This is a genomic window from Nonomuraea candida (genome assembly GCF_000725485.1).
In the GTDB taxonomy this organism is placed as follows: Bacteria; Actinomycetota; Actinomycetes; order Streptosporangiales; family Streptosporangiaceae; genus Nonomuraea; species Nonomuraea candida.
In genome coordinates, this window is sequence record NZ_JOAG01000009.1 from 108,190 (window position 1) to 122,213 (window position 14,024).

The 14,024-nt window shown below is 76.3% G+C and carries 13 protein-coding genes; 10 read left to right on the top strand and 3 right to left on the bottom strand.

The features are described 5' to 3' along the window. The first annotated feature begins 204 nt into the window (after nucleotides 1–204). Together IO39_RS08820 and IO39_RS08825 are read left to right on the top strand one after the other, a co-directional pair. Nucleotides 205–858, top strand: a complete 654-nt coding sequence (locus IO39_RS08820) for an RNA polymerase sigma factor (RefSeq protein WP_043618892.1) — start codon at nucleotides 205–207, stop codon at nucleotides 856–858. Nucleotides 859–935: 77 nt separating this feature from the next. Continuing rightward, entirely contained in the window at nucleotides 936–1,175 is a 240-nt protein-coding gene (locus IO39_RS08825) for an anti-sigma factor family protein (RefSeq protein WP_043618894.1), read from the top strand. A gap of 76 nt (nucleotides 1,176–1,251) precedes the next feature. Here IO39_RS08825 and IO39_RS55975 read toward each other — a convergent pair whose 3' ends face one another. Continuing rightward, the gene (locus tag IO39_RS55975; RefSeq protein ID WP_043618896.1) at nucleotides 1,252–1,533 is read right to left on the bottom strand and encodes an anti-sigma factor family protein; all 282 of its coding nucleotides are present in this window, start codon (nucleotides 1,531–1,533) and stop codon (nucleotides 1,252–1,254) included. 124 nt (nucleotides 1,534–1,657) lie between these two features. Between IO39_RS55975 and IO39_RS52355 the strand changes: the two genes are divergently transcribed. Genes IO39_RS52355 through IO39_RS08855 form a run of 5 tightly spaced genes read left to right on the top strand, consistent with a single transcriptional unit; the run spans nucleotide 1,658 to nucleotide 7,522 of the window. After that, nucleotides 1,658–3,187, top strand: a complete 1,530-nt coding sequence (locus tag IO39_RS52355) for a glutamate-cysteine ligase family protein (RefSeq protein WP_084772523.1) — start codon at nucleotides 1,658–1,660, stop codon at nucleotides 3,185–3,187. Beyond that, nucleotides 3,184–4,476, top strand: a complete 1,293-nt coding sequence (egtB, locus tag IO39_RS08840; RefSeq protein ID WP_043618898.1) for an ergothioneine biosynthesis protein EgtB — start codon at nucleotides 3,184–3,186, stop codon at nucleotides 4,474–4,476. The genes IO39_RS52355 and egtB overlap by 4 nt, the downstream gene beginning before the upstream one ends. Continuing rightward, nucleotides 4,476–5,183: an ergothioneine biosynthesis protein EgtC gene (gene egtC, locus IO39_RS08845; RefSeq protein WP_043618901.1), complete on the top strand. Its 708-nt coding sequence runs from the start codon at nucleotides 4,476–4,478 to the stop codon at nucleotides 5,181–5,183. The genes egtB and egtC overlap by 1 nt, the downstream gene beginning before the upstream one ends. Nucleotides 5,184–5,203: 20 nt before the next feature. Beyond that, nucleotides 5,204–6,184, top strand: a complete 981-nt coding sequence (egtD, locus tag IO39_RS08850) for an L-histidine N(alpha)-methyltransferase (RefSeq protein ID WP_052422617.1) — start codon at nucleotides 5,204–5,206, stop codon at nucleotides 6,182–6,184. 54 nt (nucleotides 6,185–6,238) lie between these two features. Continuing rightward, complete coding sequence (locus IO39_RS08855) at nucleotides 6,239–7,522, top strand: aminotransferase class V-fold PLP-dependent enzyme (protein WP_043618905.1); 1,284 nt, start codon at nucleotides 6,239–6,241, stop codon at nucleotides 7,520–7,522. 65 nt (nucleotides 7,523–7,587) lie between these two features. On the opposite strand, the gene IO39_RS08860 is transcribed toward IO39_RS08855, so the two are convergent. Further along, on the bottom strand, nucleotides 7,588–9,039 hold the full coding sequence (locus IO39_RS08860) for a hypothetical protein (RefSeq protein WP_157548064.1): 1,452 nt from the start codon (nucleotides 9,037–9,039) through the stop codon (nucleotides 7,588–7,590). A gap of 225 nt (nucleotides 9,040–9,264) precedes the next feature. On the opposite strand from IO39_RS08860, the gene IO39_RS08865 reads away from it, so the two are divergent. From IO39_RS08865 to IO39_RS08875, 3 genes are all read left to right on the top strand, one after another. Continuing rightward, a complete protein-coding gene (locus IO39_RS08865) occupies nucleotides 9,265–10,590 on the top strand; it encodes an NsdA family TPR-like regulatory protein (RefSeq protein WP_211266942.1) in 1,326 nt (441 codons plus the stop codon). A gap of 121 nt (nucleotides 10,591–10,711) precedes the next feature. Continuing rightward, complete coding sequence (locus IO39_RS58800) at nucleotides 10,712–12,571, top strand: FUSC family protein (RefSeq protein ID WP_211266943.1); 1,860 nt, start codon at nucleotides 10,712–10,714, stop codon at nucleotides 12,569–12,571. Between the two features lie 61 nt (nucleotides 12,572–12,632). Then, nucleotides 12,633–13,157 (top strand): MarR family winged helix-turn-helix transcriptional regulator, encoded by a 525-nt coding sequence (locus tag IO39_RS08875; RefSeq protein WP_043618913.1) that lies wholly within the window; start codon nucleotides 12,633–12,635, stop codon nucleotides 13,155–13,157. Nucleotides 13,158–13,256: 99 nt separating this feature from the next. Here IO39_RS08875 and IO39_RS08880 read toward each other — a convergent pair whose 3' ends face one another. Then, complete coding sequence (locus tag IO39_RS08880; RefSeq protein WP_043618917.1) at nucleotides 13,257–13,985, bottom strand: maleylpyruvate isomerase family mycothiol-dependent enzyme; 729 nt, start codon at nucleotides 13,983–13,985, stop codon at nucleotides 13,257–13,259. Between the last annotated feature and the right edge of the window lie 39 nt (nucleotides 13,986–14,024).

The following is a 14,024-nucleotide window of genomic DNA, read 5'->3' on the forward strand; positions in this document are numbered from 1 at the left end:
GTTGCCCCCCGCCCGCCACGGAAGCCGACCGTTCCGGCAGGACCGAGATCTCCACAATGCGCATATGTCACGGCTAGGCGGCACGCAGTCGGGGAAACGTCAGTGGGGGAGATTAACGTGGGCCGTGCCGTCCCGAGCCGGGGGCGGCGCGGGCCCCGGCCCGAGGTTGTGATGACGCGGCGTTCGACCGGAGGGGGAGCGATCGTGGGGTCTTTCGCGGGCGGTGCGCTGCCCCCGGATGACGTCGTCGTCAGCGCCCTGCGCGCCGGCGACGAGGCGATGTTCGCGGCGCTGCTCGACACCTGGTCCCGGGGCATGCTGCGGGTCGCCAGGTCCTACGTGTCCACCGACCACTCCGCCGAGGAGGTCGTCCAGGACACGTGGCTGGCGGTGATCGACGGCATCGACGCCTTCGAGCAGCGGTCCTCGGTCAAGACGTGGGTGTTCCGCATCCTGGTCAACACCGCGAAGAAGCGGGGCGTGCGGGAGAGCCGCACGCTGCCGTGGAGCACGTTCGAGCAGGACGGGGAGCCCGGCCAGGGCTCGTTCCGGGGGCGCGGCCGGGGGCCCGGGCAGGGGCCCGGCGGCCCCGCCGATCCGGTCGCGGCCTGGCCGACGCCCGAGGGCGAGGCGCTGGCGGGGGAGGTGCGGGCGCTGATCGCCGAGGCGCTGGCCCGCCTGCCGCCGCGCCAGCGGGTCGTGATCAGCCTGCGCGACGTGGAGGGATGCACCTCCGACGAGGTCTGCGAGATCCTGGAGATCTCCCCGGCCAACCAGCGGGTCCTGCTGCACCGCGCCCGCACCGCCGTGCGCGGCCTGCTGGCCTCCTACTACGAGTCCGTCACCCAGCCGGAATGAGTTCGCGGCCCAATCGGGCCGGGTAGCGGCGACAATAAGTGAAACGGTTCATTCCAGAGACGAGGGCGGTCAACGTCGTGAAGCGGTTCACCTGCGACGAACTGGCGGAACTTCTCACCGCTTATCTCGAGGACGCCCTCGACCAGCCCTCCCGCGCGGGCGTGCGCGCGCACCTGTCGTGCTGCGAGGGGTGCGAACGCTACTTCGACCAGTTCCGCGCCACCATCAACGTCCTCGGTGACCAGCCCCCCGAGAAGCTCTCCGCCGACGTGCGCGACCGCCTCATGTCCGCCTTCCGCGAGCGCCGCCGCTCATGACGGGAGCCTCGGTGACGTGGGGGTGCGGCTCCTGCCCGGGAGTCTCGGCGCGGGCGTTGCGGTTCATGGCCGTCTTTCAGGAGTGCCGTCGTTCGTGACGCCCATGCGGGGTGACCGTACGGGCCCGCGTGCCGAAGCGCTCCAGCAGGAGGGCGCGCAGTGGTGCGGGGGCGCCGGCCTCCCGTAGCCCGGCCAGGGCCGTGATCGTCGCCACGAGCCGCGCCAGCCCGGCGGAACACGGCGGGCAGCGGTCCAGGTGCGCCGCCACGCCCGGCTGCCGGTCGGCCGGGAGCGCCTCGTCCAGATAGTCGGTGAGCAGCGCGAGCACCTCGTCGCAGCCCGGTGATCCCCGCTCCATGTGACCTAGTGCCCGCCGGCCCCCATCCGTTACACGGAAATTCGGGTGTAACGATCGCGCGCCTCCCGGGTCTGTAGTCACGCGCGCAACCGCGCGTGCCTGCGCAGCCGGCGAAGGGGAGACGATGATCGGGCTTACGGCCGAGAGCACGCCGTTGCGGGACATCGCGGAGGTCGCGGCTTTCGCCCGCCGCTGCTTCCAGCCCGCCGCCGACCGGACGGACGTCCCGGCCACCGGTGACCGGACGGACGTCCCGGCCGCCACCGATCGGGTGGGTGTGGAGCTGGAGTTCCTGGTCGTGGATCGTGCGGACCCCGCCGGGCAGGTGCCGCTGGACCGGGTCCGGCGGCTGCTGCCCGCCGAGCTGCCCGGAGGCAGCAGGGTGACGTTCGAGCCCGGCGGGCAGGTGGAGCTGTCCGGGCCGGCGGGGCCGCTGCCCGACGCGGTGGCGCGGATGGCGGCCGACGTGGCCGTGGTGCGCGGTTCGCTGCGCGCCGCCGGGCTGTCGCTGTCCGGGGTGGGGCTCGATCCGGTCCGGCCCGCCCGCCGCCAGCTCGACCTGCCCCGTTACGCGGCGATGGCCGAATACCTCGGTGTGCCGTACGGCGCGCTGATGATGTGCTCGACCGCCTCCGTCCAGATCAACCTGGACCTGGGGGAGCGGCCCGCCGAGCGGTGGGAGCGCGCGCACGCGTTCGGGCCGGTGCTGCTGGCCGCCTTCGCCAACTCGCCGCTGAGCGGTGGCCGGCCGTGCGGGTGGATGTCGGGCCGGCAGGCCGTGTGGGACCGCCTCGACCCGACCAGGACCATGCCCGTGCCCGTCACGGGCGATCCCGCCGCCGACTGGGCCGCGTACCTGCTGGACGCCCGGCTCATGCTGGTACGCGAGCACGCCGGCCACTACCGGCCCGTCCGCGACGGCTCGACCTTCCGCGACTGGCTCGAACGCGGCGCCGCCACGCGGGGCGGTCCGTCCCGTACGCCCACCCTGGAGGACCTCGCCTACCACGCCACCACCGTCTTCCCGCCGGTGCGGCCACGGGGGTGGCTGGAGATCCGCTACCTGGACGCGCAGCATCCGGACCTCTGGCCGGTGTGCGCGGCCGTCACGCACGCCCTCGTCACCGACGACCGCGCCGCCGTCGCCGCCATGGCCGCCCTGGAGCCGTCCCTGCTGCCGTCTCGGGAGGCGGCGGGCCGGCGCGGGCCCTGGGAGGCGGGGTGGGACGCGTCCCGGACGGCGGGGCGCGGCGCGTCCGGGGAGGCGGGCAGGGGCGGGTACCGGGAGGCGTGCCGGGGGGTGTGGGAGCGGGCGGCGCGGTGCGGGCTGGCCGATCCCCGGCTGCGTACGGCCGCCGAGGCGGGCTTCCGGGCCGCCCTGGAGGCGCTGCCCCGGCTGGGCGCGGGCCCCGAGCTGGTCGGCGCGGTGGCCGCGTTCGCCGACCGGCACGTCTCGACCGGCCGCTCCCCGGCGGCCTACCTGCTGCCCCCGGCCCCGCGCCACCCCACCCCCGCCCGGCCGGCCGGCACCGGCACCGGCCTCGACCCCGGACCGGGTGCCGGCCTCGGCACCGGACTCGATCACAGACCCCACGACGGATCTCATGACGGGCCTCACGACGGGCCTCACGACGGAGGACGAGCACGCGTATGAACGACTTCAAGGAACGCATCGCCGCCGAGCTGATCGCGGTGCGCGACCGTTCGCTCGCCTACACCGAGGCGGACGACGACCTGCTGGTGCGCCAGCACTCGCCCCTCATGTCCCCCCTGGTGTGGGACCTGGCGCACGTCGGCAACTACGAGGAGCTGTGGGTGCTGCGCGCCGCCGCGGGCATCACGCCGCTGCGCCCGGAGATCGACGACATCTACGACGCGTTCAAGACCCCGCGTAAAGACCGCCCGGCCCTGCCGTTCCTGCGCCCGGCCGAGGCCCGCCGCTACATCGAGGGCGTGCGCGGCCGCGTCCTCGACGTGCTCGACGCCATCGACCTGGAGGGGCCCACCCCGCTGCACCGCGACGGCTTCGTGTTCGGCCTGGTGATCCAGCACGAGCACCAGCACGACGAGACCATGCTCGCCACGCTGCAGCTCTCCCGCCTGCCCGGCCTCGTACGCGACGGCGACCTGCCGGCGGGCCGCGCCGGAGGCCCCGAGGAGGTGTACGTCCCCGCCGGCCCCTTCCTCATGGGCACCGACACCGTGCCCTGGGCCTACGACAACGAGCGCCCGGCCACCTGGGTGGACGTGCCCGGCTACTGGATCGACCGGCTCCCCGTCGGCAACGGCGCCTACCAGGCGTTCATGGCCGACGGCGGCTACGACGACCCGCGCTGGTGGACCCCGGAAGGCTGGCAGTGGCGGCAGCGCACCGGCGTCACCGCGCCGCTGTTCTGGACGCGCGACGGCGACTCCTGGTGGCGCCTGCGCTTCGGCCGCACCGAGCCGGTCCCGCCGGACGAGCCCGTCCAGCACGTGAGCTGGTACGAAGCCGACGCCTACGCCCGCTGGGCCGGCAAGCGGCTGCCCACCGAGGCCGAGTGGGAGAAGGCGTGCGGCTGGGATCCGGAGGCGCGACGGGCCAGGCGCTACCCGTGGGGCGAGGCGAGCCCCGGCCCCTCGCTGGCCAACCTCGGTCACCGCGCCGCCCGGCCCGCGCCGCTCGGCGCCTACCCGGCGGGGGCCTCCGCCTACGGGGCCGAGCAGATGGTGGGGGACGTGTGGGAGTGGACCGGCTCGTGGTTCCAGGGCTATCCGGGGTTCCGGAGCTTTCCGTACAAGGAGTACAGCGAGGTGTTCTTCGGGGAGGAATACCGGGTGCTGCGCGGCGGGTCGTGGGCGGCCGATCCGGCGGCGGCGCGCACGACGTTCCGCAACTGGGACTACCCGATCCGGCGGCAGATCTTCACCGGCTTCCGCTGCGCCCGGTCGGAGCCGGCCTGATGTGCAGGCACGCCGCCTGGCTGGGCGCCGAGCGCCCGCTCGCCTCGCTCATCCACGACCCGGAGCACGGGCTGCTCAAGCAGTCGTACGCGCCCCGCCGCCAGCGGGCCGGCCTGGTCAACGCCGACGGGTACGGCATGGGCTGGTACGTCCCCGGCCGTCCCGAGCCGGTGCGCTACCGGCGTTCGGTGCCCATCTGGACCGACGCCAACCTGCCCGGCCTGGCCGCGGTGGCCCGTTCGACGTGCCTGCTGGCCGCCGTGCGCTCGGCCACCGTGGGCATGCCGATCGAGGAGAGCGCCACCGCGCCGTTCGCCGACCGGGGGTGGCTGCTCAGCCACAACGGCCGGGTCGAGCGCGACGCGGTCAAGGACCTCGCCGACGGCGCCGAGAGCACCTGCGACGCCGCCTGGCTGGCCGCCGCCGTCTTCCTGCGCGGGCGCGCCGGGGCCGGGCTGGGCGAGGCGCTGGCCGAGGTCGTCGTACGGGCGGGGGAGAAGGACCCCGTCGCCCGCCTCAACCTGCTCGCCTGCGACGGCACGTCTCTCGTGGCGACCGTCTGGGGCGACACCCTGTTCCACCACCGGCTGCCCGACGGCGTGCTGGTGGCCAGCGAGCCGCTCGACGACCTGCCCGGCTGGCAGGCCGTGCCCGACCGGAGCCTGCTCACCGTCACCCGCGACGACGTCCGCGTCCAGCCGTTGTGAAACCCACTACAGGAGGCCTCGTGCCCGTCAGCCAGTCCACCGTGCGTGTGATCAACCATCTTGACCGCGACTACCTGCGCCAGGCCCTCGAACACGACGTCAAGAGCGGCCTGGCCGCCTATCCCAAAGAGCTGCCGCCCAAGTGGTTCTACGACGCCGCCGGCAGCGAGTTGTTCTCCCGTATCACCCGGTTGCCCGAGTACTACCCGACCCGCCGCGAGCTGGCGATCCTGCGCGCCAGGGCCGCGGACGTGGCCGCGGCCTGCGGCGCGGACACGCTGGTCGAGCTGGGGTCGGGCACCAGCGAGAAGACCGTGCTGCTGCTGGACGCGCTGGCGGCGGCGGGCACGCTGCGCGGCTACACCCCGGTCGACGTCGACGCGGTCACCCTGGAGGCCGCGGCGCGGCGGGTGGCCGGGCGCTATCCGGGGCTGGCCGTGCGGGGGGTGTGCGCCGACTTCGAGCGGCACCTGGCGCTGCTGCCCCGCGACGGGCGGCGCATGGTGGCCTTCCTCGGCGGCACGATCGGCAACCTCGAACCGGCCGCCCGCGCGGCGTTCCTGGAGCGGCTGCGGGCCACGCTGCGGCCGGGCGACACGTTCCTGCTGGGGGCCGACCTGGTGAAGGAGACCGGGCGGCTGGTCGCGGCCTACGACGACGCGGCCGGGGTGACGGCCGAGTTCAACCGCAACGTGCTGCGCGTGATCAACCGCGAGCTGGACGCGGACTTCGTGCCCGAGGCGTTCGAGCACGTCGCCGTCTACGACGAGCGGCAGGACTGGATCGAGATGCGGCTGCGGGCGAGCCGGGCCATGCGGGTGCGGGTCGGCGGGCTCGGGCTGGCCGTGGAGTTCGCGGCGGGGGAGGAGATGCGCACCGAGATCAGCGCCAAGTTCCGGCCGGAGGGGCTGCGTGACGAGCTGACGGCGGCGGGCTTCACCGTGCGCCACCGCTACACCGACCCGGCGGAGGACTTCACGCTGGTGCTGGCCGAGGCATGACCGTGCGCGACCGGGTGGGTGAGGCATGACCGTGCGCGACCGGACGGGTGAGTCATGAGCGTGCGGGACCGGGTGGGCGAGGTGTGGCGGGCGGCGCGCGGCGTGTCGCCGCCCGGGCACCTCGACGCGGCCGGCTGCAACGTGCCCAGCGACCGCGTCCTCGACGCCGTCACGGCCCAGTTGCGGCGCGAGCGCGAGCGCGGCGGCTATGCCGCCGTGCCCGACCTCACCGCCACCCGCGCGGCCCCGGCCGCGCTGGTCGGGGCCGCGCCGCAGGACGTGGCGTTCCTGGAGAGCGGGACGGCGGCGATGGCGGCGCTGCTGGGCGGGTGGCGGCTCGGGCCGGGCGCCCGCGTCGGCTGCGCCCGCACCGAGTACGGCGGCACGCTGATGCTCCTGCGCCGCCTGGCAGGCCGGCGCGGCTGGCGGCTGGTCGAGCTGCCCGTGGACGGCGCGGCCCGGATCGACCCCGACGGGGTGCGGGCCCGGCTGGCGGCGGGGCTGGACCTGGTCGTGGTCTCCCACGTCGGCTCCCACCACGGGGTCGTGCAGCCGGCGCGCGAGATCGGGGCGCTGTGCCGGGCGGCGGGGGTGCCGTTCGTGCTGGACGTCTGCCAGTCGCTGGGCCACGTGGAGGTACGCGGCACGGGGGCGAGCGCGTACGTGGGCACGTCGCGCAAGTGGCTGGCCGGCCCCCGGGGCGTCGGCCTCCTGATCGTGCCCGCCCTGACCGCTGGCATCGGCGCCCCGGCCCCGGCCATGGACGCCCCGCCCCTCGGCACGGACGGCACGGACGCCCCGGCCCCCGGCACGGACGCCCCGGCCCCCGGCACGGACGCCCCGGCCTTCGCCATGGACGCCCCCGCGCCCACGCTGAGCGGCCACCTCTGGCGCGGGCCGGACGACGACCTCGCGGCGGCCGGCGAGCCGGTCCCGGTGCCGGGGGCGGCGCGCTACGAGGGCTCGGAAGGCGCGATCGCGGCCCGGCTGGGCCTCGGCGTGGCGGCCCGCGAGCACCTCGACCTCGGCCCGCCCGCCGTCCACGCCCACCTGGCCGGCCTGGGCCGGGCGGCGCGCGAGCTCCTCGACGGGGCCGGCGGTTGGCGGGTGGCGGAGCCGCTCGGCGAACCGTCGGCGCTCGTCACGCTCAAGCCCCCGCCGGGCGACACGGCCGAGCGCGCCGCCGCCCGGGCGAGGGAGGCGTCCCTGCTGGTGGGCGTCGTGCCGGTGGCCCGCGCGCCGCTGCACCTCCGCGAGCCCGTCCTGCGCGTCTCCCCGCCGCCCGGCACCCCGCCGGAGACCCTGCACGCCCTGGCCCGCGTCCTGGCGGCCCGCTGAAAGCCGCGTCCTGGCGGCCCGCTGAAAGCCGCGTGCCGGCGACCGGAGACCCGGGGTGCCCGCCGTCACGGATCGGCGGGCGCGAAGAGGTCTGCGACGGCCGCCGCCACGCGGCGGGTGAAGGGCGAGGCGCTGGAGGGCCCGTGGAACGGCTGCGTGGCCCCTTCCGTCACGGCCTCGACCGTGGCAAGGTCGGCGCCGGGCCGGCAGATGACGTCCGGCCCCGGCAGGTCCGCGAGCAGGAACTCGCCCTGGTCGGCGTCCGCCTCGGACGCGTGCGCGGCGCGCCGGGCCAGGCGCGGGCGGCCTGCGCTGTCCAGCCGGTAGACGCCGGAGCCCTGACCGGCCACGACGCGCACGGGGGAGTCGCCGCCCAGCCGTACCCTGATCGAGAAGGGCCCGCCGCGCTGGGTGGCGCGCATCAGGCTGAGCTGGTTGAACTCCTGCGCGTCCGCCAGCCAGCTCACCCGCCCGCCCAGCATCACCACCAAGTGCGCCAGCACGAACGGCGGCACGCCCACGGCCTGCTGGTTGGCCGCCGAGACCTCGGTGCTCTCGTCGCAGCGCCACCTGATCGCCGACAGGTAGACGCGCTCGCCCGGGGTCAGCAGCGCTCTCAGGCTGAACATCCCGGCGACGCCGTAGCGGCGCCAGCCCCAGACGGCGATCCGCTCCGCGCACTCCATGAGCAGCGCGGCGGCCGGCACCGGCCAGGGGCGTGACCAGTCGTGGCCGGCGTTGTGCAACGGGCCCACACCCAGCTCCGGGACGCCGGTCGCCACGTGGGAGGGGCGGTCCACGTACACGCTGACGCCGCCCTCGCCGTCCGGGACGCTGAGCACGGTGACGGCGCACGGCCAGCCGTCCACGTACGCCGCCACCCGGTACGGCCCCAGCAGCCGGGCCGCCCGCGCCATGTCGTCGTCGTCCGAGACCACCACGGTGCCGCGCCCCCCGAACGTGCCGCCCGCCTGCACCACGACCCGGTCGCTGCCCACCGCCTTGCGCAGCTCCGCCAGGCTCGGCAGCCGCTCGGCCGGCACGCACCGCACGCGCGCCACGGCGGGCACCCCGGCCGCGCGCAGCAGGTCGTCGAAGAGATGCCGGGCCTCGATCGTGGCCCGCACCCCCGGGTCGATCGCCGCGACCGTGCCGCCGGGCTCCGCCAGCTCCTGGAGCTGGGCGCCGGCGTGCGAGGTGAGGATGACGGGCGGGCGGTCGAGCTTGACCAGGTGCCGCGCGGCGTCGTGCCGCACCCGGCGCGGCCAGCCCCGCCGCTCGGCCACCGAGCGCACCCGGCCGTGCTCCTCGGCGGAGACGGCCATGCCGGGCAGCGCGGGGTGCCACGCCGCGTAGCAGCCGATGCTCAGTGCGGGCCGTAACGCCTCGATGGGCATGGGGCCGGTGTAACCGGTACGCAGGGCGGTGCAGAACCGGTCGATGACGACCAGGGGCCGTCCCGCCAGCGCGGCCAGCAGCTCGCCGTGTGCCACTTCGGCGGCAAGGGTGCCTACCATGCCTCCTCCTTCTCCCCCCGGCTCGGGGCGCCGTCGTCAGCGATCTTCCTTCCCCGGCTCGGGACGCCGTCGTCCTTTCTCTTCCGGCTCGCGGTGCCGCCGCCGGGTGGTCGGCGCGTCACCGTCCGCACTATTGACGGTGCGCTGCGTACGGCGCATCGTCGAGGGGACGGCGATGTGAAGCGATGTGAAGTTGCGATGCCGCCACGGCGCACCCGTCCGGTCGTGAACCGGGCTCTCGCCGCGCTGATCGAGCAGGCCGGCTGGACGCACGCCGCCACCGCGCGGCACGTCAACGCCGTGGCCGCCGAGAGCGGCGAGCGGATCCACTACGACCGCTCGGCGGTGGGGCACTGGCTGACCGGCACGGTCCCCCGCCCCGAGGCGGTGCGCGCCGCCGTGGAGGCGTTCCGCCGGCGGCTCAACCGGGCCGACCTCACCCCGGCGCACCTCGGCTGGCCCGATCCGCCGCGCGGGTGGCCGCCGGCCGACGACCCGTGGGGCGGCGACCCGGTGGCCCGGCTGGCCACGCTGGGGGAGGACGACCTGCTCAACCGGCGTACGGTGCTGACCGCGGGCACGTTCACCCTGGCCGCGCTCACCACCCTGTCCGCCAGGCAGACCGGGTACCACCCGCCGCGGCCCCCGCGCGGCCGGCCGGGCGCCGGCGAGGTGGCCCGCCTGCGCGCCGCCACCGCCAGCTTCGCCGACCTCGACGACCGGTACGGCGGCGGCCACGCCCGCGCCGCCGTGGCCGCCTACCTGTCCCACGAGGTCACGCCGCTGCTGCGGGAGGCGACGGGCCGGACCCGTCCCGACCTGTTCGCGGCGGCGGCCGAGCTGAGCTACCTGGCCGCGTACATGGCCATGGACGCCGGCGCGAACGCGCTGGCCCAGCGCTACTACATCAGCACCGTGCGGCTCGCCGACGAGGCCGATGACCTGGTGCTGCGCGCGACGGCGTTACGCAGCATGGCCGTGCAGGCCGCCGAGCTGGGCCATGACGGCGAGGCGTTATCGCTGGCCGACGCGGCCGCCTCGGCGCTCGGCGGGCGCGGCCCCCGGCGCACGCTGGCCTGGATCACCGGCATGCGCGCCGAGGCGCACGCCGCCGCCGGCACCCGCTGGGACGCGCTCAACCTGCTGCGCCGTACCGAGACCGAGCTCGAACGTGCCGACTCCCCGCCCGAGACGGAGTGGACCGGCAACTACCGGCGCGAGTCCCTGGAGCACCAGATCGGGCTCACCCTGACCCAGCTCGGCGACCACGCCACCGCCGCCCGCCACTTCACCGCCTCCATGGACGCCCGCCGGCCCGTGGAGCTGCGTACCCGGGTGCTGATCGGACTGCGGGCGGCCCACGCCCACCTCCGCGCCGGCGACCCGGAGCAGGCCGCGGTCACCGCGCTCGGCCTCGGCGACGACGTCCACCTGATCGCCTCGGCCCGGGTCCGCGACGAGCTGCACCGCCTCCGGGCCGGCTGGCAGCGCTACCGCGACAGCCCCCTCATCGCCGCCGCGGACCGCGCGGTCCGCGGCGCCGACCCCTGACTCCCAGGGGTGTGCCTCTCGGCGCGGTCCGCACCGCTCACCCGTGGATTCCACCGGCGTCAGGCCTCTCACCTGGGCCGATCTGTTATTTCACAAGTAAAACATAAGCTAAACTTTCTGGGTGAGTGCCATCCCCTTCCCCCGGTCCCGTCCTCGTGTCCGCATGCCCGTCCGCGCCGCGCTGCGCCTGGCGCCGCTCGGCGACGTCTGGCACAAGCCCGCCCTCAGCGGCGTCGCCGCGCTGGCCGTCGTGCTGCTCGGGCTCTTCGCGGCGGGACGGCTGGACCTGGTCCTGTACGCCTCCGCGGGCGCCATGTGCGCCCTGTACGGTCACGGCCTGCCCTACGCGGCGCGGGCCGGGGCTCTGGCGTGGGTCGTGCTGGGGATGCTGGCCGGCACCGCCGCCGCCCTGGTCACGGCCGCGCTCACCGACTCGGTCGCCATCCGGGTGGCGGTGGCCGCCCTCCTGGCCGGGCTGCACAAGGCCGTCTGCGACGCCACCCGGATCGGCCCGCCGGGCAACGTGGTGCTCACGTTCATCGCCGCCAGTGCCGCCTTCGTCCCGCACCAGCACCTCGCCGACGTGCCCGCGCACCTGGCGCTCGGGCTGCTGGGCGGGGCCGTGGCGTGGGCGGTGGGCATGGCGCCCGGCCTGGTCCGCCGGGACGGCCCCGAACGCGTCGCCGTCGCCCGAGCCCTGGAATCCACCGCCCGCCTCCTCCGCCTCCGGCCGGGCCGGGCGGCGACCGGTGACTCCCACCAGGCACGTCACGCGGCCGCCGCGGCCGTCAACGCCGCCTGGCAGACCCTGCTGCGCTCCGGCGGCCACCACGAGGGCCTGCGCCGCCTCCTGGTCCGCGCGGAGTCGGCCGCCGCCCGCACGGGCCTCCCGGCGCACGCGGCCGAGGCCGTGGCGGACCGGGGCGGGACGAGCGGGAGCGCGCGTGCGCACGCCCGGCCGTCCGCCGAGGCCGGCGCCCAGGTGGTGGGCGAGGTGCGTGAGGCCGGCGTCCGGGTGGCGGGGGAGGTGCGTGAGGTCGGCGTCCAGGTGGCAGGTGAGGCGGATGAGGCCGACGCGGAGCTGTTCGTGGCGTGGGCGCGCGACCTGCGCAAGGGCCGCCCGCTGCCCCGGCCCCCGGCCGGCGACCCCCGGACCGAGGCCGCCGAGCGGGCGGAACTGGCCGGAATCGCCGCCGAACAGGCGGGCCCCGAGCCGTCCACGCCCCCGCCGGCCGCGACGTGGGGTGCGGGCGTGCCGGCGGCTCCGGGGGGCGCCGGGCGGCTTCGGTCCCGCTGGGCCCGGGTGGCGCGCGGCGTGCGGGTGGTCGGCATGGTGGCCGCGGGGGCGGCGGCGGCCGGATGGGTGTCGATGGCGCTGGGCGTGGGGCGGCCGTACTGGGCGGTGGTGACCGCCGCGGCCGTGTTCGCCGCCAACACCACCATGTCCTGGAGCCGGGCCCTGCAACGCGTCGTCGGCAACCTCCTCGGCGTCGCGCTGTTCACCCTGGTGGCGCCCGTCACCAGGCTCGGCGCGCTCGCGCTCATCCTGGCCGTGCTGGCGCTGCAGTTCGTCACGGAGGCGGCCATCACCCGCAACTACTGGCTGGGCAGCGTGTTCGTGGCGCCGATGGCGATGCTGATGACCGAGTTCGCGGGCGCCGGGCCGGTGCCGGCGCTGGTGGCCGACCGGTGGCTGGACACCTGCCTGGGAGCCGCCGCCGGGCTGCTGGCCTGCGTGCTGCTGCCCGACCGGCGGGCGGCCCAGCGCGTGCGGGACGGTCTCGACCGGCTGGAACGCCTGGTCGGCGAGCCGCTGCCGGAGGGCCCGCCGTCACGGGAGCGGTTGCGGGCCGCGCTCGTGGAGTTGCGTGAGGCCGCCGACCTGGCGGCGGGCGAGTGGTGGGGCGCGGCGCTGCCGCAGGAACGCATCGCCGCCGCCGAACGGGCCGGCCACCACAGGCTCGCCGAGCTGACCGCGTAGCGGGGTGACGACCGCGGGATCGGGGGAGCGGGGCCGGCGCGTACGATCGGAGCCACCGTACATGACAGGAAGGGACGGGCCCGTGGAGGACGCCGTGGCGGTCGCGCTGCGCCAGTGGCGGAAGGTCCTCCCCGACGCCGACCTCGACACCATCGCCGTCATCGGCCGGCTCAACCGGTGCACCGCCCTCCTGCAGCAGGCCACCGACGCCCCGCTGGGCCGGGCCGGGGTCAACCGGGCCGAGTACGACCTGCTGTGCGCCCTGCTCCGGGTGGGCGGCGAGCTGACGCCGGGCAGGCTGGCGCGGGAGACGTTCGCCTCGGGCGCGGCCGTGACCAAGCGGGTGCGCCGCCTGGAGGAGATCGGCCTGGTCGCCCGGCGCGTCGACGACCGTGACCGACGGGTGGCCCACCTGTCGCTGACCGGGCGCGGCAGGGAGTTCATCATGCGGCTGATGCCCGAGCAGCTCGAGTACGAGACCGCGCTGCTCGCCGGCCTGCCCCCGGGCAAGGAGCGGGAGCTGGCCGACCTGCTGGCGGAGCTGCTGCTGATGCTCGAAGGCCGCCTGGGCGGCATGATCGGCTGAGCCGGGAGCGGCAGGCGACCGGTTGGGCCGGGGCTCGGGGGCGGGCGGCCGGGCCGGGGCTCGGGGGCGGCCGGCTGGGCGCGGGTGATCGGCTGAGCGTCAGAAGGCGTAGTTGCGCAGGACGGCGAGTGCCTCGGCGCCGTGCGGGCCGGTGGCCTTCAGCGCCGAGTCCGACGGGGCCAGGCGGCGGGCGCCCACGCGGCAGAAGTCGGCGGCCGGCCCGGTGATGGCCGACGGGGCGGCCGGGTCGCCGAAGCGCCACAGGTCGCCGTCGGGCGCGGTCAGCTCGCAGCGGACGGGCCCGCCGGACAGCCCCTCCACGTCGAACGCGTACGGCAGCGTGCGGTGCCCCAGCCAGGCGATGTGCCGCAGCCGCGCCGTGTCGGGGTAGGCGATGCCGAGCGGCTCCGTGATGTCGTGGGCGTGGGCCCAGTGCTCGGCCAGCCGGGTGGTGGCCATGGTCGCGGGCGACAGGGTGGCGGCCACCCAGCTCAGGCGGCTGCCCCGGGGATGGCCACGCAGCGCGGCGGGCGTGCGCGAGACGGCCGCGCGCCAGCGCGCCAGCAGGTCGGCGGGCGCGATGTCGCGCTGGGCGGCCACGGCGGCGGCGGCCACGGCGTCGACCTCGCCGGGAGCGTGCGGGCCCGACAGCTCGCCGGCCAGTGAGGCGAGCACGAGCTCCTCGGACTGGGCCAGGTGCAGCACCACGTCGGAGACGGTCCAGCCGGCGGCGGCCGACGGGTGGGACCACTGCGCGGGCGTGAGGGCGGCCAGGACGGCGTCGAGCTGCTCGTACTCGGCCACGAGGTCGTCGAAGATGTCCGTCATGCCCCACCACTCTACAGAACAAAGTTCGGGAGGAGGAGG